The organism is Pseudoxanthomonas sp. SL93 (genome assembly GCF_026625825.1).
In the GTDB taxonomy this organism is placed as follows: Bacteria; Pseudomonadota; Gammaproteobacteria; order Xanthomonadales; family Xanthomonadaceae; genus Pseudoxanthomonas_A.
The window spans coordinates 3589648-3608653 of the sequence record NZ_CP113065.1 but is presented as its reverse complement, the minus strand read 5'-3'; the positions used below and the strand labels follow the sequence as shown (position 1 = coordinate 3608653).

The 19006-nt window shown below is 64.5% G+C and carries 23 protein-coding genes and 1 tRNA gene; 6 read left to right on the top strand and 18 right to left on the bottom strand.

Annotated elements, in window-relative coordinates; all coding sequences use genetic code 11:
* Positions 1-5: 5 nt before the first annotated feature.
* The 9 genes from OVA13_RS16875 to OVA13_RS16835 all read right to left on the bottom strand — a co-directional run bounded on the left by OVA13_RS16875 (position 6) and on the right by OVA13_RS16835 (position 8491).
* The gene (locus tag OVA13_RS16875) at positions 6-1658 is read right to left on the bottom strand and encodes a hypothetical protein (protein WP_267791609.1); all 1653 of its coding nucleotides are present in this window, start codon (positions 1656-1658) and stop codon (positions 6-8) included.
* A gap of 13 nt (positions 1659-1671) precedes the next feature.
* A complete protein-coding gene (locus tag OVA13_RS16870) occupies positions 1672-3030 on the bottom strand; it encodes an ABC transporter ATP-binding protein (protein ID WP_267791608.1) in 1359 nt (452 codons plus the stop codon).
* Complete coding sequence (locus OVA13_RS16865; protein WP_267791607.1) at positions 3020-3865, bottom strand: ABC transporter permease; 846 nt, start codon at positions 3863-3865, stop codon at positions 3020-3022. Before OVA13_RS16865 ends, OVA13_RS16870 begins: the two co-directional genes overlap by 11 nt.
* A gap of 3 nt (positions 3866-3868) precedes the next feature.
* Positions 3869-5053, bottom strand: a complete 1185-nt coding sequence (locus OVA13_RS16860) for a cystathionine gamma-synthase (RefSeq protein WP_267791606.1) — start codon at positions 5051-5053, stop codon at positions 3869-3871.
* A 98-nt stretch (positions 5054-5151) separates the two neighbouring features.
* On the bottom strand, positions 5152-6522 hold the full coding sequence (locus OVA13_RS16855) for a pyridoxal-phosphate dependent enzyme (RefSeq protein ID WP_267791605.1): 1371 nt from the start codon (positions 6520-6522) through the stop codon (positions 5152-5154).
* A gap of 119 nt (positions 6523-6641) precedes the next feature.
* Positions 6642-6860, bottom strand: a complete 219-nt coding sequence (locus OVA13_RS16850) for an HP1242/YdcH family protein (RefSeq protein ID WP_267791604.1) — start codon at positions 6858-6860, stop codon at positions 6642-6644.
* A 41-nt stretch (positions 6861-6901) separates the two neighbouring features.
* On the bottom strand, positions 6902-7027 hold the full coding sequence (locus OVA13_RS16845; protein ID WP_267791603.1) for a hypothetical protein: 126 nt from the start codon (positions 7025-7027) through the stop codon (positions 6902-6904).
* A 190-nt stretch (positions 7028-7217) separates the two neighbouring features.
* Positions 7218-8099 (bottom strand): OmpA family protein, encoded by an 882-nt coding sequence (locus tag OVA13_RS16840; RefSeq protein WP_267791602.1) that lies wholly within the window; start codon positions 8097-8099, stop codon positions 7218-7220.
* Positions 8096-8491 (bottom strand): DUF4398 domain-containing protein, encoded by a 396-nt coding sequence (locus tag OVA13_RS16835; protein ID WP_267791601.1) that lies wholly within the window; start codon positions 8489-8491, stop codon positions 8096-8098. The genes OVA13_RS16840 and OVA13_RS16835 overlap by 4 nt, the downstream gene beginning before the upstream one ends.
* A gap of 95 nt (positions 8492-8586) precedes the next feature.
* Between OVA13_RS16835 and OVA13_RS16830 the strand changes: the two genes are divergently transcribed.
* Positions 8587-9723, top strand: coding sequence for a PilT/PilU family type 4a pilus ATPase (locus OVA13_RS16830; RefSeq protein WP_267791600.1), 1137 nt, complete (start codon positions 8587-8589; stop codon positions 9721-9723).
* 57 nt (positions 9724-9780) lie between these two features.
* Here the strand turns inward: OVA13_RS16830 and maiA are convergent, their stop codons facing one another.
* The 6 genes from maiA to rplM form a co-directional block, all read right to left on the bottom strand.
* A complete protein-coding gene (gene maiA, locus OVA13_RS16825; protein ID WP_267791599.1) occupies positions 9781-10440 on the bottom strand; it encodes a maleylacetoacetate isomerase in 660 nt (219 codons plus the stop codon).
* A gap of 99 nt (positions 10441-10539) precedes the next feature.
* Complete coding sequence (locus OVA13_RS16820) at positions 10540-11529, bottom strand: fumarylacetoacetate hydrolase family protein (protein ID WP_267791598.1); 990 nt, start codon at positions 11527-11529, stop codon at positions 10540-10542.
* An 82-nt stretch (positions 11530-11611) separates the two neighbouring features.
* Entirely contained in the window at positions 11612-12358 is a 747-nt protein-coding gene (locus OVA13_RS16815) for a 2OG-Fe dioxygenase family protein (protein WP_267791597.1), read from the bottom strand.
* A 68-nt stretch (positions 12359-12426) separates the two neighbouring features.
* Positions 12427-12501: transfer RNA gene (locus OVA13_RS16810), tRNA-Gln, on the bottom strand.
* A gap of 21 nt (positions 12502-12522) precedes the next feature.
* The gene (rpsI, locus tag OVA13_RS16805; RefSeq protein ID WP_267791596.1) at positions 12523-12915 is read right to left on the bottom strand and encodes a 30S ribosomal protein S9; all 393 of its coding nucleotides are present in this window, start codon (positions 12913-12915) and stop codon (positions 12523-12525) included.
* A 2-nt stretch (positions 12916-12917) separates the two neighbouring features.
* Positions 12918-13346, bottom strand: a complete 429-nt coding sequence (rplM, locus tag OVA13_RS16800; RefSeq protein WP_267791595.1) for a 50S ribosomal protein L13 — start codon at positions 13344-13346, stop codon at positions 12918-12920.
* 160 nt (positions 13347-13506) lie between these two features.
* Between rplM and coq7 the strand changes: the two genes are divergently transcribed.
* Positions 13507-14163 (top strand): 2-polyprenyl-3-methyl-6-methoxy-1,4-benzoquinone monooxygenase, encoded by a 657-nt coding sequence (gene coq7, locus OVA13_RS16795; RefSeq protein ID WP_267791594.1) that lies wholly within the window; start codon positions 13507-13509, stop codon positions 14161-14163.
* A gap of 33 nt (positions 14164-14196) precedes the next feature.
* On the opposite strand, the gene OVA13_RS16790 is transcribed toward coq7, so the two are convergent.
* Together OVA13_RS16790 and speD are read right to left on the bottom strand one after the other, a co-directional pair.
* Positions 14197-14517 carry a quaternary ammonium compound efflux SMR transporter SugE gene (locus tag OVA13_RS16790; protein ID WP_267791593.1) on the bottom strand — a complete coding sequence of 107 codons (321 nt, stop codon included), beginning with the start codon at positions 14515-14517 and terminating at the stop codon, positions 14197-14199.
* 183 nt (positions 14518-14700) lie between these two features.
* A complete protein-coding gene (gene speD / locus OVA13_RS16785; RefSeq protein ID WP_141455567.1) occupies positions 14701-15495 on the bottom strand; it encodes an adenosylmethionine decarboxylase in 795 nt (264 codons plus the stop codon).
* 184 nt (positions 15496-15679) lie between these two features.
* On the opposite strand from speD, the gene crp reads away from it, so the two are divergent.
* The 3 genes from crp to OVA13_RS16770 all read left to right on the top strand — a co-directional run bounded on the left by crp (position 15680) and on the right by OVA13_RS16770 (position 17676).
* On the top strand, positions 15680-16366 hold the full coding sequence (crp, locus tag OVA13_RS16780; protein ID WP_267791592.1) for a cAMP-activated global transcriptional regulator CRP: 687 nt from the start codon (positions 15680-15682) through the stop codon (positions 16364-16366).
* Positions 16367-16391: 25 nt separating this feature from the next.
* On the top strand, positions 16392-16862 hold the full coding sequence (locus tag OVA13_RS16775; protein WP_267791591.1) for a GNAT family N-acetyltransferase: 471 nt from the start codon (positions 16392-16394) through the stop codon (positions 16860-16862).
* 64 nt (positions 16863-16926) lie between these two features.
* A complete protein-coding gene (locus OVA13_RS16770; protein ID WP_267791590.1) occupies positions 16927-17676 on the top strand; it encodes a sulfite exporter TauE/SafE family protein in 750 nt (249 codons plus the stop codon).
* A 78-nt stretch (positions 17677-17754) separates the two neighbouring features.
* Here OVA13_RS16770 and OVA13_RS16765 read toward each other — a convergent pair whose 3' ends face one another.
* Positions 17755-18540: a peptidoglycan-binding M23 family metallopeptidase gene (locus tag OVA13_RS16765; RefSeq protein ID WP_267791589.1), complete on the bottom strand. Its 786-nt coding sequence runs from the start codon at positions 18538-18540 to the stop codon at positions 17755-17757.
* A 66-nt stretch (positions 18541-18606) separates the two neighbouring features.
* Here OVA13_RS16765 and OVA13_RS16760 point away from each other — a divergent pair, with 66 nt between their 5' ends.
* The gene (locus tag OVA13_RS16760; RefSeq protein ID WP_267791588.1) at positions 18607-18981 is read left to right on the top strand and encodes a zf-TFIIB domain-containing protein; all 375 of its coding nucleotides are present in this window, start codon (positions 18607-18609) and stop codon (positions 18979-18981) included.
* Positions 18982-19006 lie beyond the last annotated feature (25 nt).

Below are 19006 nucleotides of genomic sequence, written 5' to 3'. Positions count from 1 at the left end.
GTAGATTAGTTGGTGGTGTTGTCGGTTCCGAACCAGCGTCGCACAACGGCGCCAAGGCTTCGGAGCGGCTTCGTCAGTCGCCACGACAGTGAGCGATTGATTACTTCCATGCGAACCGACATGTCACGCAGCTCCTCATTGAGCTGGACATTACGAAAACCCACTTCATGGATGTCCGAGGTCAGTGTCTTGACTGCTTCGCCCAGTTCCGCGTTTCTTTGCAGCAGGGCTATCCTCGCGCCTTGGAACTCGCTGAGCTCCAAGGCCAGTCGTGCACCGAAGGCTTGCTGACTTTCCAGTTCGCTCTTCAGCCTACTTAGCTCCGACTCGGTCTCTTCGCGCCGTTCGGCGAGCCTGCTGCGCTCTGCAGCCCATACCTCACGCTCGTCCATCCACTGTGCCCGCTCGCTGTTGATGGAGCGAACGAGAGATGCATTGCTTTCCTCCAGTCGACCGATGTTAGCGACACAGTCCTGGATTACGCGATTGATATTCTCGATGCTCATGACGTAATCCGCATTCAACGCATCACGGTGGACCAGCAGAGCATCACGCTCCTCGGCAACCCGGCGACGATCTTCGCTTACCGTAGAAATCGCCTCCCGCAAAGCCGTAACTTGCACCCCAAGGGAAGCCATCATGTCGGCCATGACGTCCTTGGCCTTCGCATCGGTACGCTCAAGCTGCAGCCTAAGTTCATCCTGTCGGACAACTGCGCCCTCGGACCATTTCACTTGGGCATTAAGCTTGCTCCGGGTCTCGATGAGCTCGATCTCCAGCGCGGAGGCCTGCGTACGGTGCTTCGACGCCTTCGCGGCCACCGCGGACACGTACGGTCCCCAGCCGCCCAGCGACGCGTAAGTGCTAGACGCAAGCGACTCGAACCTTTCCCAGTCGCCCCCTTTGGCCTCGAGCACCCTCATCTCTTCGTACACCGCATCGAGGAGACCCGAGAACTCATCATTGACTTCACCTAGACCATCGCGGGAATGGTGCCGGTCCCGCTTATCAATGAACTCAGTGAGATTCTCTCGCCACTCGCTCTCAGGCTCGAAAGTCGTTTCCAAGCTCAAGCGCTGCAGCGCCAATCTCAGCGCGGTATCCGGTCGTTGGAGCAAGCTCTCGTAGCTGAGCACCGTCCGCGGCAGGTCGCGGGTCGACCCCTCCGCCTCGAAAACATGGCGCATCCATAGCAACTTTCCCAACGGAGCCAGCCAGCCATCGCGCGCACTTATGGAGGCCGCAACCTCATCGGGATGGCGCACTACAAACAGCACCGCGACGCTGATGCCGCGCGCCTCAAGGACTTCACGCCACAAAGGGATGAACCGGCAAATGCGCGGGTCCTTGACAGCCCACAGTTGCGCATCTGCGAACTCATTGTCGATGAGTTGCCCTATCGCCTGTTTGGCGACAGTGGCAGCGTCGCTTTGCTGCCAGTTTTCCGGCAACGCCTGCACATCATCCCAACTGCTGCCGAGCGCGGCGAGCAGTCGCTCGTGAATCTCAACAGCCCGCTGGTTCTCAAAGTAACCTTTCGGATTGTCAGGAGCCGGTTCCAGCACCTCACCCAACGATACGCCAGCCAACCTGAGCGCACCCGTGGTGGCGGAAGTTCCGCTGCGATGCATACCCGCGATGATAATCGCTGTCGACATATTCTTCCCCGGACTACGCGTCAGACGCGATTATCTGTGACGAAACGTCCAGATCCACCAGCCCCGTGGCCAAGCTCGACTCTCGAGGCATTACACGGAACATGGCCACATCGATCCTCCGATCAAGATACGTCTCCAGTCCCTCCATCATGCCCAGCACACCAGCATTCAGGAAGTAAGTGCCCGACGCGAGCAGGCAGCGGAAACGAAATCGGACCAGTATTTCAGTGCCCGCGTCCATCCACGGAAGCGGATCGTGGATCGTCGCGGTTGCGGCACCCCCCACCTCAATACCCGTTATGCTCTTGATCATCATCCCGCAGCGCACGCCAGCGACCCCCTGGTCGAACCTGACCCGGTAGGTGTAAACGTACTCCTCCTTTGGGGCAAGGACATTCACTCGGCGTCCGGAGATCGTTTCAATGCACGGACCCATGATCTCAGCGCCCCGGCTTTCGTACGCGATCGTACTGGTCGGACGAAGCCCTTCATCCCAGTATGCTTCGAGCGACGCTTCGCTCTCCGGTTCCACCACCTCCGTGAGATCAGTTTCGACAACATCCACTTCCGGAGAGCCCACCAGCTTCTGGCCGCTCACGATCTGCTGACGTATTGATGCCACCTTGTCCGCCGGGGCGTACAGCAGGCGCTGGTACTGTGAAATGATCTCTTTTGGAGACCCGACCGCCAGCACCTCGCCGTGATCCAGCAATATTGCTCTATCGCACAGTTCCACCACTGTTCCCGCCGAATGCGAAACGAAGAGCACCGTGGCTCCCGCGGCGCGAATGGACTCTATTCTGGAGAAACATTTGCGCTGGAACGCCTCGTCACCCACCGACAACGCCTCGTCCACGATCAGGATGTCAGGAGTGACATTGATAGCCACAGCGAATGCCAAGCGAACGTACATGCCACTTGAGTAAGTCTTTACGGGCTGATCGATGAACTCGCCGATCTCGGAGAAATCGACGATATCGTCGAAGCGCTCGTGCACTTCTTCACGCGTAAGGCCCAGAATGCTGCCGTTGAGGTAGATATTCTCCCGACCAGTGAATTCCGGATTGAAACCAGCCCCCAATTCGAGAAGCGCGGCAACCCGCCCATTGACCTGTACTTCCCCCTCGTTGGGTACCAACGTGCCGCAGATCACCTGCAGCAAGGTCGATTTCCCGGAGCCATTGCGCCCCACGATGCCGACAGTCTCCCCACAGCGCACCTCTATGTCTACGCCACGGAGGGCGACGAACTCGTCGCACCATCGTTTTCTGGCGGAACCGCTGAACATCTGCAGCAGGCGATGATGAGGCTTGCTGTAGATGGGAAAGGATTTGACCAGGGAACGTGCTCGGATGGCCAGTTCAGATGACATCTGCGAAACCCCTGCGCGTCAGGATGAACCACGCATATCCCAGCAGGAACACGCCGACACTACCGAGCATGTAGATCGCCAAGCCACCCCAGTCTGGCATTCCACCCCACAACAGCACTTCACGCGACTGATCGATGATGAAGGACAGGGGGTTGATCTCGAACACCCACCGATAGGATTCGGGGACACTGTCTATGGGCATCATCGCCGACGAAAGAAACAGCATTGCCATGGAAATGGGACCGGTAACCTGGCTGATGTCCCGGAAATACACGCCGGTGGCCGCCATGAACCAGGACACTCCCATCACTAGTGTAACCAGCGGCAACAAGATCAACGGGAACAACACGACCGTCCAGGTGAACGCTCCATCCATGACCAGACGCAATACCAGAAAAACGATCAAGTTCATCGCCACATGGAAAAGCGCCGAGAGCACCATCGGCCACGGCAGGATCTCGAGAGGGAATATCACCCGCTTCACGAAGTTGGGGTTGGACGTCACCAGCCCAACGGATTTGTTGAGGCACTCAGCAAAAAAACCGTGGACGATCAGCCCGGCGAACAGAATTATCGCGAAATGCGTTTGCCCGCCTTCGATCTGCGGCCACTTGCCCTTCATGACGGTGCCGAATGCAAAGGTGTAGATCATCAACATGAGAAAAGGGCTTATCAGCGACCATAGCAAGCCGAAACTGGCCCCACGGTAACGCCCCTGGATGTCGCGCTTGCTGAGCTCGAGGATCAAGGGCATATGTCCGGCAAGGGATGCGGGCAACGCCATCATCGCGGCACTGACTCTTTCAACTTTCGAGTTACCAGGGTTTTGCTTCATCGATCAAGCCAGTCCCAGCGAGAGGTCGGAAAGGAGATCCTCCTTGTCTTCCACCCCCACACTCAACCGCACCAACCCATCACTGATCCCCAACTTCTCCCGCCGCTCCACCGGAATCGACGCATGCGTCATCACCGCCGGATGGTTGATCAGGCTTTCCACGCCGCCCAGGGATTCGGCCAGGGTGAACAAGGTGGTGTTCTCGCAGAGCTTGCGTGCGGCTTCGAAGCCACCCTTCAGCACGATGGAGATGATGCCGCCGAAGCGCTGCATCTGGCGCTTGGCCAGGTCGTGCTGGGGGTGGGATGGCAGGCCCGGGTAGATGACCTTTTCGACCGCCGGATGCGTCTCCAGCCACTGCGCCAGCGCGAGCGCGTTTTCGCAGTGCGCTTTCATGCGCAGGTGCAGGGTCTTCAGGCCACGCAGCGCCAGGAAGCTGTCGAACGGGCCTTGAACGGCGCCGATCGAGTTCTGCAGGAAGGCCATCTGCTCGGCAAGTTCCGCGTCGTCGCCCACCACCACCATGCCGCCGACCATGTCGGAGTGGCCGTTGAGGTATTTGGTGGCCGAATGCATGACGATATCGGCGCCCAACAGCAGCGGGCGCTGCAGGATGGGCGAGGCGAAGGTGTTGTCGACGACCACCCGCAGGCCGCGCTTGTGCGCGATGTCGCAGATGGCGGCGATGTCGACGATCTTCAGCATGGGGTTGGTGGGGGTTTCCACCCATACCAGCCGTGTTTCGGGACGGATCGCGGCCTCGAATGCCGCCAGGTCGGTCAGGTCGACGAAACTGAAGTCCAGGCCGGCGCTGCGCTTGCGCACGCGTTCGAACAGCCGGTAACTGCCGCCGTAGATATCGTCCATGGCGACGACGTGGCTGCCGCTGTCCAGCAGTTCCAGCACGGTCGATGTCGCGGCCATGCCGGAGGCGAACGCGAAGCCCCGGGTACCGCCCTCCAGCGCCGCCACGCAGCGTTCGTAGGCGAAACGCGTGGGATTGTGGGTGCGGGAGTACTCGAAGCCCTGGTGCACACCCGGGCTGCTCTGCGCGTATGTCGACGTGGCGTAGATCGGCGGCATCACGGCCCCGGTGGTGGGGTCGGGCGCCTGGCCGCCGTGGATGGCCAGGGTGCCCAGCGCGAAGCCGTCGGCCTGCCCACTGGCATCGGAATGGTTCTGCGACATATTCGTTTCCTTGAACAGCCGGCAAGTTTACCAGCTGCGCCTTAATGCACTGTCCATGACACGCCGTTCCCGCCGCTACGCGGGAAGCGCCGAAGGGCTTACTGTGCGCGGCGTCTCAGATAGTTCAGCAGGTCAATGCGGGTGATCAGGCCCAGGAAGGCGTCACCGTCGGTGATGATGGCCACCTGGCCCCGGTCGAAGACCGGCAGCAGGGCTTCGATGGGCGAGCGCACGTCCAGCCGGTCCAGCTTGCTGACCATGGCGGTCGAGACCGGGTCGCGGAACCTGGCCTCGTCGCCGTAGACATGCAGCAGCACATCGCTCTCGTCGACGATGCCCGCCAGCCGGTCGCCTTCCATCACCGGCAGCTGCGAGACGTCGTACAGCTTCATGCGCTGGTAGGCGGTCGTGAGCAGGTCGGTGGGGCTGACCACAACGGTGTCGCGCTGGCTGTAGGGCCGCAGGATCAGGTCGCGCAGGTCGCCGTACTGGGGCCGGTCGATGAAACCGTTGTCCAGCATCCAGTAGTCGTTGTACATCTTGGACAGGTACTTGTTGCCCGTATCGCAGACGAACACCAGCACCTTCTTCGGCGTGGTCTGTTCCCGGCAGTACTTCAAGGCCGCGGCCAGCAGCGTGCCGGTGGAGGAACCGCCCAGCACGCCCTCCTTGGCCAACAGTTCGCGCGCCGTCAGGAAGCTTTCGCGGTCGCTGATCGAATAGGCCTTCTTCACCCGGGTGAAATCGGAGATCTGCGGCAGGAAGTCCTCGCCGATGCCTTCGACCAGCCAGCTGCCGGACTTTTCGCTCAGCGTGCCTTCGTTGATGTACTGGGTGAGGATGGAGCCCACGGGGTCGGCCAGCACCAGCTCGGTGCCTGGCGAATGCTCGGCAAAGCAGCGCGAGAGGCCGGTCATGGTGCCGGAGCTGCCGCAGCCGAACACGATGGCGTCCAGCTGGCCGTCCATCTGGCGCAGGATCTCCGGACCGGTGCCGAATTCGTGCGCGGCCGGGTTGTCGGGGTTGCCGAACTGGTTGATGAAGTAGGCCCCGGGCGTCTCGCGCGCGATGCGCTCGGCCAGGTCCTGGTAGTACTCGGGATGTCCCTTGGCCACGTCGGAGCGGGTCAGGATGACCTCGGCGCCCATGGCCTTCAGGTTGAAGATCTTCTCCCGGCTCATCTTGTCCGGGACCACCAGCAGCAGCTTGTAGCCCTTCTGCTGGGCCACCAGCGCCAAGCCGATGCCGGTGTTGCCTGCCGTCCCTTCCACCAGCGTGGCGCCGGGCTTCAGGTCGCCCCGCTTCTCGGCCGCCCCGATCATCGACAGTCCGATGCGGTCCTTGATGGAGCCGCCGGGGTTGGCGCTTTCCAGCTTCAGGTAGAGCTCGCAGACGCCGGTGTCCAGGCGCTGGGTCTTGACGATCGGCGTGTCGCCGATCAGGTCGAGTACGGAAGAGTGGATCGCCATGCTGGCCGTGCGCCCGGGTCTGAAATGTGGCCCGGATTATCGCATCTGGGTGACGCGGACGGCGACGACAGACGAGGGAGTCGCCGCCGCCCGCGGCAATGAAAGCGTCCTGGGGGAGGCTAGTGCGGCTTGGCGTCGTAGATCCGGAGCAATCGCTCCTTGGCGTGGAGCTTCTCGCGCTTCATCTGGCCCAGCAGGGTGTCGTCGATGGGCAGCACGCCCAGTTCGGCGTCGGTGACCTTCTTGTCCAGCTCGCGGTGGCGCTGGTACAGCTGCTTGAACTCCGGATCGGCCTTGATGAGTGCGTCGATTTCGGTCTGCGGTTGTCCTTCGAACATGGTCGTTACCTCCTTCAGCGGAAATACGAACGCCCCGGCCTTCACAGGCACGGGGCGTTGGCTTGGGAGCGGAGCATCTTGCGGGTGTCGCGGGCACTTCCCACCGGAATGCCCGCTGCAGCCTGGTTGCCTGCGGCGGTCTCCTGCGGGATGGGTACGGGCGTCATCGGCGCGATTCTCCGGTGAGCCAAGCGACGGGAGGCCGCTTGGGTATACGACCCTACTCCTCGAAAACCGGACCGGCAAGGGCCGGAGCAACCGCCCTATCGACCAGGGACAGCCATGTGAAGACCGTCTCCCGTCCAGGCGTCGGGAGCCGGGGCGCCCGGGGGCAAGCTTTTATTAAATAAAGGGAAATCAGTGCGTGATGACCAGTTCCACGGCCTTGCTGCGGGTACCCGTCCCCTTGCCACTGCTCTGCAGCCGGTTGCGGGCCACGCCACCGGCCGTCAGCGCGTCGCGCACCGCGTCGGCGCGCCGCTGGCCCGGGGTCTGGCTGTCGCCATACCCGTCGATGCGCGCCTTCGCCTTCGGGTTGGCCTGCAGGTACGCCGCCAGCGCGCTGGCACTGGACGAACCACCACCCGACAACTTCGCCGAGCCGGCCGCGAAACTGTCCGACCCCAGAGTGAAGACCTCGCCCCGGCTGTCGAACCTGGAGGCGGGCAGCTTGGCACCGGACATCAGTTCCGCCTCTTCGCGCGCCAGTTTCAGTTCGCGCTGGCGGGCCGCACTCAGGCGGTTGGCCTGCTGGCCGGCCACCGTATCCAGCGTGCTCTCGGCCTCCTGGCGGGCGATCGTCTCGGCTTCGGCGGCCAGTCGCAGGCGTTCGGCTTCTTCGGCCTGGATCTGGGCCTGTACCCGCAGGCGCTCGGCCTCGCGACGGGCGCGCTCGGCCTCACGGCGGCTGGCTTCCACCAGCAGCTCGCTGCGGGTGCGGTCCAGGCGGTCGGCCTCGCGGCGCGCCGCTTGCGCACGGGCGGCCACTTCGGCGATCTCCACCCGGCGCTCGGCGATGTACTGCGCGGTGTCGCGTTGGCTCCGGCGGGCGTCGTCAAACGCCGCAATGGCGTGCTGCGCCTGCAACTTCTCGTAGGACGCCAGATCGGCCAGTGCCGGATCGGCCTGCAGCGCGGACAGCCGCTGGTTCAACTGCACCACCAGCGGATTGTCCGCCGCCCAGGCCGGCGCCACGGCCACCGAGAACAGCACCGCCAGTGCCAGATGACGGGCGCTCATCGACCGCCCTCCCCGCCCAGCGTGCGTTGCAGCTCGGCGATCTCCGCGCGGCGCTGCTGGACTTCGGCGGCCGCCACGGCTTCCTGGCTGCGCGCGCGCGCCAGGTCCGCATCCACCGTGGCCCGCAGCGCCAGGTCGGCCGCCAGCTTCTTTTCGCGCCCCGCGTGCGCGGCCTGCGCCTGGGCGAGCGCCTGGCGGGCGGCGTTGAGGGGTTCGGGCGCGTACTGGTCCGCATCGGCCTGGTCGGCACGCTGCACGGCCTGCACGGCCGCTTCCAGTTCGGGCGTCATCGCGACCTGGGCGCGCAGTGGCGCTGACCCGATGGCCGATAGCACTACTGCGGTGGCCATCACATGCAGGAAGAAGCGGAAGTGTGCGAAGCTAACAGTCATTGGGGTGCCGTGGCGTTGAGGGGTGCGCGCGGCCATTGTCGGAAGCCTTTGGCGCCGTTGCAACGTGGTGCCGCGTATCGTGGGGAGCATTGCACATGGACATCGGCTATTTCCTGAAGCTGATGACCGAGAAGAACGCCTCGGACATGTTCCTTACGACCGGGGCGCCGGTCTACATCAAGATTGAAGGCAAACTCTATCCCTTGGGCAACACCGGGCTGCCGCCCGGCATGGTCAAGAAGATCGCCTATTCGCTGATGGACGAGGGCCAGGTGCCCGTGTTCGAGCGCGAACTGGAGCTCAACATGGCCATTGCCCTGCAGGACGCCGGCCGCTTCCGCGTCAACGTGTTCAAGCAGCGCGGCGAAGTCGGCATGGTGATCCGTGCGATCCGCAGCGTGATCCCCTCGATCGAGGAACTGAACCTGCCGCAGGTGCTGAAGGACATCATCATGACCCCGCGCGGGCTGGTGCTGCTGGTCGGCTCCACCGGCTCGGGCAAGTCCACCTCGCTGGCGTCGATGATCGACTACCGCAACAGCACCAGCACGGGGCACATCCTCACCATCGAGGACCCCATCGAGTACCTGCACCGGCACAAGCAATCCATCGTCAACCAGCGTGAAGTGGGCCTGGATACCCACGCCTTCCACAACGCGCTGAAGAACGCGATGCGCGAGGCGCCGGACGTCATCCTGATCGGCGAAATCCTTGACGCCACCACGATGGAAGCCGCCATCGCCTTCGCCGAGACCGGTCACCTGTGCCTGGCGACGCTGCACTCGAACAACGCCGACCAGACCATAGAGCGCATCCTCAACTTCTTCCCCGAAAGCGCGCACAAGAACGTACTGATGAACCTGGCGCTGAACCTGCGCGCCGTGGTGTCGCAGCGCCTGGTGAAGGGCATCGACGGGCGCCGGCTGCCGGCGGCCGAGGTGCTGATCAACACGCCGATGATCCGCGACCTGTTGCGCCGCGGCCAGGTGCACGAGATGAAACAGGCCATGGAGGAATCGCTGGAGGAAGGCATGGAAACCTTCGACCAGTGCCTGTTCCGCATGGTCAAGGAAGGCCAGATCGAGCAGGAGGAAGCGCTGCGCGCCGCCGATTCGCGCGATGGCCTGGCGCTGAAGTTCCGCCTGTCCGAAGGCAGCAAGGGCGAGCATGACCCTTACGCCGATTACGACAGCTCGGGAAGCTCGCCGCGGATCACCCACGGCTTCGGCTGAGTACGACCCACCTGCGGGACCGTTGCGACGGGCGGGGACATCCCCGCCCGTTTTCGTTCACGCCTGCGCGTCGGGTTGCTTCTCGGGACGCGCCTGGTCGAACGCCGGCAGCGCCAGGCAGGCCTGCTCGATGCGGGCAATGGTGGGGAAATCCTCCACCTCCACGCCAAACCGGCGCGCATTGAAGACCTGCGGCACCAGGCAGCAGTCCGCCAGTCCCGGCGTTTGCCCGTGGCAATAGCTGCCGGTGGCGGAATCGCCCGCCAGCAGTGTCTCCATCGCGGTGAACCCCTCGACGATCCAGTGCTTGATCCAGTCGTCGCGCTCGGCCTGCGGCACGTTCCACGTAGTGTCGAAGTACTGCAGCACGCGCAGGTTGTTCAGCGGATGGATGTCCGACGCCACCATCTGCGCCAGCGCGCGCACGCGGGCGCGGTCGCGGGCCGTCATCGGCAGCAGCCGCGGCGACGGCCATGCTTCGTCCAGGTATTCCAAGATGGCGAGCGACTGCCGGATCACCCGTACGCCATGCTGCAGCGTGGGCACCATGTGCTGCGGGTTCTTCGCGACGTAGTCGGGTTTGTGCTGCTGGCCCCCGTCGCGTACCAGGTGGACGGGCACGGTTTCGTACGCCAGGCCCTTGAGGTTCAACCCGATGCGCACGCGGTAGGCGGCGCTCGAGCGCCAGTAGGAATACAACCGCAGTTGTTCAGCCATGCAAGCCGCTCCCCGCGGATTGCGTCATTCCAAGCGTGTGAGTGTCATCCATGTCCGTGCCTCGGTCTCCATCCGTTCAGACTGGGACCCGGCCCCCCATCAAGGCAAGGGCTGGCGCTCGATCCGTTGCTCGATCACACCAAAAATGGAATGTCCGTCACGGTCCTGCATTTCAATGCGGACGACGTCGCCGAACTTCATGAAGGGCGTGGACGGCTTGCCATCGCGCAGGGTCTCGACCGTGCGCTTCTCGGCGAAGCACGACGCGCCCTTGGAGGTGTCCTCGTTGGCGATGGTGCCGGAGCCGACGATGGTGCCTGCCGACAGCGGACGGGTGCGGGCGGCATGCGCCACCAGCTGGGAAAAGTCGAACTGCATGTCCACGCCGGCTTCCGGCGCTCCGAACCACTCGCCGTTGATGTGCGTCAGCAGCGGCAGGTGCACCTTGTTGTCGCGCCAGGCCTCGCCCAGCTCGTCGGGCGTCACGAAGACCGGCGACAGCGCCGAGCGCGGCTTGGATTGCAGGAAGCCGAACCCCTTGGCCAGTTCCGGCGGAATCAGGTTGCGCAGCGACACGTCGTTGACCAGTCCGATCAGCTGGATGTGGCCGGCCGCCTGTCCGGGCGTGACCGCCATCGGCACGTCGTCGGTGATGACGACCAGTTCGGCTTCCAGATCGATGCCGTAGTCCTCGCTGACCACGCGCACCGGGTCGCGCGGCCCGTAGAAGGCCGCGCTGGTGGCCTGGTACATCAGCGGATCGGTGTAGAAGCTCGCCGGCACTTCGGCATTGCGGGCGCGGCGCACGCGCTCCACGTGCGGCAGGTACGCGCTGCCGTCGACGAATTCATAGGCGCGCGGCAGCGGCGCGGCGAGCGCCTGCATGTCCACGTCGAAGACGCCGTCGGCGCTGCCTTCATTGAGCGACTCCGACAGCGCGTTGAGGCGCGGCGCCAGGTTGGACCAGTCTTCCAGCGCCTGCTGCAGCGTGGCGGCAATGCCGGTGGCGCGCACGGCGCGGGCCAGATCACGGGACACCACGATCAGGGTGCCGTCACGACCGCCTTCTTTCAGCGAACCAAGCTTCATCGGAACTCCAGAATGCCAGCGCCCATGCGCCATGGTTTCAATTGTAACTAGATGGACGACTCCTGCGTCAGCCACCCACCGATCATCGGTGTCCCGGGTCGCCCTGGAAGCCGCCTGCCCGGTATGTCAGCACCAGCGTATCGCGATGGCCCGTGTCGGCGGCGGGCTGGATGGGCGTGGACTCGTGGATCACCCGCGCATCGTCAAGGAAGATCAGCGACCCCGGCGCTTCCAGCGTGAAGCGCTGCCCATCCGGGCCGGTCGCTTCGAACACCCGCGTCTCGCCGCCCTTGATGCCGGCCCGGTCGATCAGCATCACCGCCACGAAATCCACGCCGTCACGGTGCGCGCCTTCGGGTGTGGGACGGCCGATGCCGTCGGTGGTGTCGATGCGGAACTGGTGCGCTTCCACGTACCACGCGCGCTCCCCTTTCAACGTCGAGCACCATTGGCCCATCGACACCAGCAGCGCCTGCCAGACCGGCTGCGCGACCACGGCAGGTTCGATGGGCTGGAACCAGCGCTCCATGCCGCCGTGCAGCGCGTTGTAATCCAGCGATTGCCAGTGGGCGCGGTGCGGGGACTGCCGGAGCACACCGCCCTCGATCACGAAACAGGAGTGGCGGCGGCGGCGGTAGCGTCCGCCGTCCTTCAGGTATTCATCGGGCGCCAGCCGGTCCCAACTGGGCCACAGGGCCTGCAGGTCGCCCGGTGCGAAGCCGCACAGGCGGCCGACGGCATCCGGCGCTAGCACGGCATAGCCCCGCTCGCCGATGCGCGGCAGCACCTGCTCAGGCGAAGAGAAAGGAGGTTGGAACGTGGCAACCATCGGCATGACCCTTCAACGCAAAAACCCGCACGAGGCGGGCTTTGGCGGATGTCCAGTGGACGTCAAGTTGGCAGCCCCGGATGGATTCGAACCACCGAATGCCTGAGTCAGAGTCAGGTGCCTTACCGCTTGGCGACGGGGCTGTATAACCAGTGAAGCCTATATTAGCGCTTCGAGAACTGCGTGGCACGACGTGCCTTGTGCAGACCGACCTTCTTGCGCTCGACTTCGCGGGCGTCACGGGTCATGAAGCCTGCCTTGCGCAGTTCCGACTTCAGGGTTTCATCATACTCCACCAGCGCGCGGGCGATGCCCAGGCGGATGGCGCCGGCCTGGCCGGTGGTGCCGCCGCCGGTCGTGGTGACCTTGATGTCGAAGCTTTCGGTGTTCTTGGTCAGCTCCAGCGGCTGGCGCACGATCATGCGCGCGGTCTCTCGGCCGAAGAATTCGTCCAGCGGACGATCGTTGACCGTGATGTTGCCGGTGCCCTTGCGCAGGAACACGCGGGCAGTGGAGGACTTGCGACGGCCGGTGCCGTAGTTCTGAGTGATAGCCATGATTAGATGTCCAGGACCTGCGGCTGCTGAGCGGCGTGCGGATGGTTGGGGCCAGCGTAGACCTTCAGCTTGCGGTACATGTCGCGGCCCAGCGGGCCCTTCGGCAGCATGCCCTTGACGGCGGTCTCGATGACGCGTTCCGGATGACGTTCCAGGGCCTGCGCCAGGGTCTCGGTCTTCAGGTTGCCGATGTAGCCGGTGAAGCGGTGATACTTCTTGTCCGCCAGCTTGTTGCCGGTCACGGCGATCTTCTCGGCGTTGATGACGACCAGGTAGTCGCCGGTATCAACGTGAGGGGTGTAGACGGGCTTGTGCTTGCCACGCAGGCGGCGGGCCAGTTCGGTGGACAGACGGCCGAGCGTCTTGCCGGTGGCGTCAACGAGGAACCAGTCGCGCTGGACGGTCTCGGACTTGGCGGTAAAGGTGGTCATGACAAACTCTGTGTTGGTCGGGCGGATTCCGCGGTTGAACCGGCGGAACTTTGCCACGCGATGTGAAGGGTGCAACGTGAGGGGCGGCATTCTACGGATCCGGTCCCGCACTTGCAAGCCCGGCCGTCCCCACCTGACGCCGGGGACGCGAGGCGGCACAATGGCGGGCATGAGCACACGGACTCGGACATTCTCTCCGCTGGACCACTGGCTGGTGGAAGCCCAGCGCGGGCTGGACACGGTTTTCGGCAATCCCCCGGCACACCGGGCAAATCCGGCCGGCGATACCCCGGAAGTCCAACTGGATGCCGGCGAAATGCGCCACGCCGCGGGCCTGATGCGGATCAACCACGTGGGCGAGGTGTGCGCGCAGGGCCTCTACTTCGGCCAGGCCGCGGTCGCGCGGGACGCCACCACCCGCGCCCACCTGCTGGACGCCGCCCAGGAGGAGACCGACCACCTGGCCTGGTGCGCCGACCGCCTGCGCGAACTGGACAGCCGCCCCAGCCTGTTCAACCCGCTGTGGTACGCCGGCGGTTATGCCCTGGGCGCCCTGGCGGCCTTGCGCGGGGATGACTGGAGTCTGGGCTTCGTGGTGGAAACCGAGCGCCAGGTGGAAGCCCATCTGGATGAGCACCTGGAGACCCTGCCCCCCGCCGATCTGCGCAGCCGCGAGATCCTCACCGTCATGAAGGCCGACGAGGCCCGGCACGCCGAACATGCACGCGAGGCGGGCGCACGGGAACTGCCGGCCCCCATCCCGTCCCTCATGAAGGGCGCTTCCCAGCTGATGAAGGCGGTCGCTTACCGCCTGTAGAGCGCCGACCATTGCCGGGCGGCGCCTCCGGCCCTATGAGGTCGACGTCAGCTTCAGGCCGATGATGCCGGCCACGATCAACCCCACGCAGACCAGCCGCGCTACGGTGGCGGGCTCCTTGAACAGCCACATGCCGACGAACGTGGTGCCCACGGCGCCGATGCCCACCCATACGGCGTAGCCCGTGCCCAGCGGAATGTGCTTCAGCGACACCGCCAGCAACCAGAAGCTGGCCACCGTGGCGACTGCCGTGATCACGCTGGGAAGCGGGCGGGTGAAGCCCTCGGAAAACTTCAGGCCGACCGCCCAGACCACTTCCAGCACGCCTGCCAACACCAGATATACCCACGCCATACGCCACCTCCACAGGGTTTGCCCGGGCCAAAACGCGAAACGGCCCGGAACGTTCGTTCCGGACCGCCGTCGGTCCTGATACGCGGCTCGCGCCGCGGGCGGGTCGTCCCGCCAGGATTGTGGTGCCAGCCTAATCCCGCGCACCCGAACCGAATGTGACCCGGCACGGCGGCAGGCCACCCGTCACTCGGACAGGTTGCGGCCGTGGAACAATTCTTCGATCTCGCGCTTGAGCAGCGCTTCGATCTTCATGCGCTCCTTGAACGACAGGTTCTTGGCTTTCTCTTCGAACAGGTACTGGTCCAGGTCGAAGTCCTTCAGGTGCATCTTCGTGTGGAAGATGTTCTCCTGGTAGACGTTGACGTCGAACATCTCGTAGCGCGACTTGATGTTGTTGGCCAGGAAGTTCTGGATCGAGTTGATCTTGTGGTCGATGTAGTGCTTCTTGCCCTTCACGTCGCGGGTGAAGCCGCGTACCCGGTAATCCATGATGACGATGTCGGATTCCAGGCTTTCGATCAGGTAGTTGAGCGCCTTCAGCGGCGAAATGACGCCGCAGGTGGCCACGTCGATGTCCGCGCGGAACGTCGCGATGCCGTGCTGCGGGTGGGTTTCCGGGTAGGTATGGACGGTGATGTGGCTCTTGTCCATGTGGGCCACCACGGCGTCGGAAATGATTTCCTTGCCCGCCTGCTTCTTGTCGATCACCGGCTCCTCGGAAATGAGGATGGTCACCGAGGCGCCCTGGGGATCGTAATCCTGGCGCGCGACGTTCAGGATGTTGGCGCCGATGATCTCCGCCACATCCGTCAGGATCTGGGTCAGGCGATCGGCGTTGTACTCCTCGTCGATGTATTCGATGTAGCGCTGGCGCTCGTCCTCGGAGACGGCGTAGCACACGTCATAGATATTGAAGCTCAGCGCCTTGGTAAGGTTGTTGAAGCCTTGCAGCCTGAGGCGCGGCAGTGGTTTAACCACGGCGGGGGTCCCTCTGGGGGAAGCGGATGGGGGCCGGAATTATGCGGCATACGGGGTGACAGCGGAATGTCCGGCACCGGTCGTCGGCCGGCCGGCGCCGGACTGGCCCACCCCTTGCATGGCCTGCGTTTGCCGTCGGCTACGTATTCGGACTAAGCTTCCCGAATTCGACGCCACCACGATCATGAGCCCAGGCATCCCCCTATCAGCCCCCGCTCGTCCCGCCGCCAGTCCCCTGACGCCGGATTCCGCCGCGATCGACCGCTTCCTGGCACATAGCCACCGGAGGCGTTACCCCGCCCGTGCGGACGTATTCCGCCCAGGGGACCCCGCCGGCACCCTTTATTACGTGGTCAGTGGCTCGGTCAGCATCATCACCGAGGAAGACGATGAGCGTGAGCTGGTGCTCGGCTACTTCGGCAATGGCGAGTTCGTCGGCGAGATGGGCCTGTTCATCGAGTCCGACCGCCGTGAAGTGATCCTGCGCACCCGCACCCAGTGCGAGCTTGCAGAAGTCAGCTACGAACGCCTCCACCAGCTGTTCCTGGGCTCGCTGTCCGCCGACGCCCCCAAGCTGCTGTACGCGATCGGCGCGCAGTTGTCCCGCCGCCTGCTGGATACCAGCAGGAAGGCCAGCCGCCTGGCATTCCTGGACGTCACCGACCGCATCGTCCGCACCCTGCACGATCTGGCCCGCGAGCCGGAGGCCATGAGCCACCCGCAGGGCACGCAGCTGCGCGTGTCGCGGCAGGAACTGGCCCGCCTGGTGGGCTGCTCCCGCGAGATGGCCGGCCGCGTGCTGAAGAAGCTGCAGGCTGACGGCTCGCTGCACGCCCGCGGCAAGACGGTCGTGCTGTACGGCACCCGCTGAGCGGATGGGGCGTGCGGCTGGTCCCTTGAGGCCCGCCGCCGCCGGCATTCCCGCCGCTGACCTGCTCGACCTTCGCAATGCCCAGCCCGGCGACGCCGATGACGTCGCGTGGCTGTTGACCCACCTGGGGTATCCCTGCACGCCCGGCGACGCCGGCGACCGCGTCCATGCGTTGTCCGCCGATGCCTCCCAGGTACTGGTGCTGGCACGCCAGGAAGGACGCGCCTGCGGCCTGCTGGGCCTGCACTTTCTCTACTACCTGCCTCTGGGCGCCCCCATCTGCCGGATCACTACCTTAGTGGTGGCGCCGGATGCGCAACGTCGTGGCATCGGCCGGCAACTGCTGCACCACGCCACCGCGCGTGCGCGTCATGCCGGTTGCGCGCGCCTGGAACTGACCACGGCCCTGCATCGCAGCGAGGCACATGCGTTCTACCGGGCGTGCGGGTTCGCCGAGACCTCGCTGCGCTTCAGCAAGGCGCTCGGCGAGGCCTGAACCCTGGCAGCCTGTATCCTCACGCGATGACCCACGGCATCCCACACCGGGCGGAACCATCGGGATGGAGTTTGGCAACGAGTTCTACTGGTTCATCCTGATCGGCCTGGGTGCCCAGTTGGTGGATGGCGCACTCGGCATGGCGTTCGGTCTGGTCTGTTCATCAATCCTGCTGAGCATGGGCCTGCCGCCGGCTGCGGTCAGCGCCAGCGTGCACGCGGCCGAAGTCGTCACCACCGGCGTGTCGGGTGCCTCGCACGCCTATTTCCGCAATATCGACAAACGCCTGTTCTGGCGCCTGACGCTTTCAGGCTCCATCGGCGGGGCCATTGGCGCCTATGTCCTCACGCGGCTGCCCGGCGACGCGATCCGTCCGTTCGTCTATCTCTACCTGCTGGCGCTGGCGATCCTGATCCTGGTCCGGTCGTTCGGGCGCTGGATGCCGCGCAAGGAGGTGAAGCGCGTGCCGATGCTGGGCTTCGTCGCCGGCCTGCTGGATGCCACCGGCGGCGGTGGGTGGGGTCCGCTGGCCACCTCCACGCTGCTGGCGCGCGGTGGCCAGGCGCGCACCACCATCGGCACTGTCAGCGCCTCGGAGTTCGTCATCACGCTGGTGGTGTCACTGACATTCCTGAAGACCATCGGCCTGCAACACCTGGAAATCGTGCTGGGCCTGCTGATCGGCGGCGCCATCGCCGCGCCTCTGGCCGCCTGGTTCGTACGGCACGTGTCCGAGCGCATCGTGCTGAAGGTGGTCGGCGTACTGGTGCTGTGCATCAGCCTGTACCAGATCGGACGCGCCTGGCTGACCTGAGCAAGCGCGCCCGAGCAGCCTCGCTACCGCTTCGTAGCGCATGGGCCGGTATCCCGGCCCATGCGCTTGATCGCGCCGTCAGCGCGAAACACCCGACTGGTCACGCGGCTGCGCGACCTGGTGGTCGGCGACGGGCTGCTCCTTCTGCTGCCATCCCTGGCCGGCAGGCGTCTTGAGGTAGTCATCCAGTGCCTGTCGCATGGCCCGATCGTCGCCCCCGTGCATCGCGGCAAACATGCGGTCAACGAACGAGCGCTGCGCATCCTCGCCCCGTGCATTATGGGGTGTGGTCTCCGCGGAAGTCGTCTCGCGCGTCGCATCGCGCGTGGCCACCCTCAACGCCTCGCGGGAGCGGTCACCGTACTCGCCATCCACCTTGAGCCCACGATCCGCCTGGAATGCCCGCAAGGCGTGCTCGGTCTGCGGACCGAACTTGCCTGACATGGTTTCCAGCGGATGACCATCGGCGCCGCGATAGCCCAGCTTGTTGAGTTGCTGCTGCAACTCGCGCACTGAGGCACCCGATGAGCCATCGCGCAGCACCTCCGGCGACCCCGTCCGTGCGGGAACGGCGGCATCGCGTTCGGCGCCATGCAGATGCGGCAGCGGATCGACCTGCCGACCATCGCGCCACATCTCGAAATGCAGGTGCGTATCGCCTTGGGCCGGGGTATTGCCGGTGCGTCCCATGGTGCCGACCTGCTGCCCGGCTTCAACGCGCTGCCCGTTGCGCACGCTGAATTCGTCGAGGTGGAAATACTTGGTCAGCGTGCCCTCTGCCGGAAGGTCCGCTACTATGAGGACAGCTACTTCACCCGTCGGTTGCTGCCGAAAGTTGTGGTCGACCCGCTGCGGATCTGACATGGGGATGTCCCGACAGGGTCGGGTTAAGGGGTAGAATTCTTACGCCATCCCAGCCGAGAAACCCCCATGCAATGCCCGAAATGCCATGGCACGATGGAACTGATCGTGGAACCCGAAGCGAGCGCTCACCGCTGCACGCGATGCAAAGGCCTCTGGTTCGAGATGATGGCGCACGAGACGCTGAAGCACCGGGCCGAGGAGATCGATACCGGTGATCCGGCCCACGGCGAGGAATGCAACAAGGTGGACCGCATCAAATGCCCGGTGTGCATCGGCAACTGGGACCTGATCCGCATGGTCGACCCGCAGCAGCCGCACATCTGGTTCGAGAGCTGCAAGAACTGCTACGGGCGTTTCTACGACGCCGGTGAGTACCAGGACTTCGCCGAGATCGAATTCGCCGACCTGATCCGGGACTGGAACGCGCCGGAAAGGCTGTGACTCCAGGGCGGGCTCCTGCTCGCCC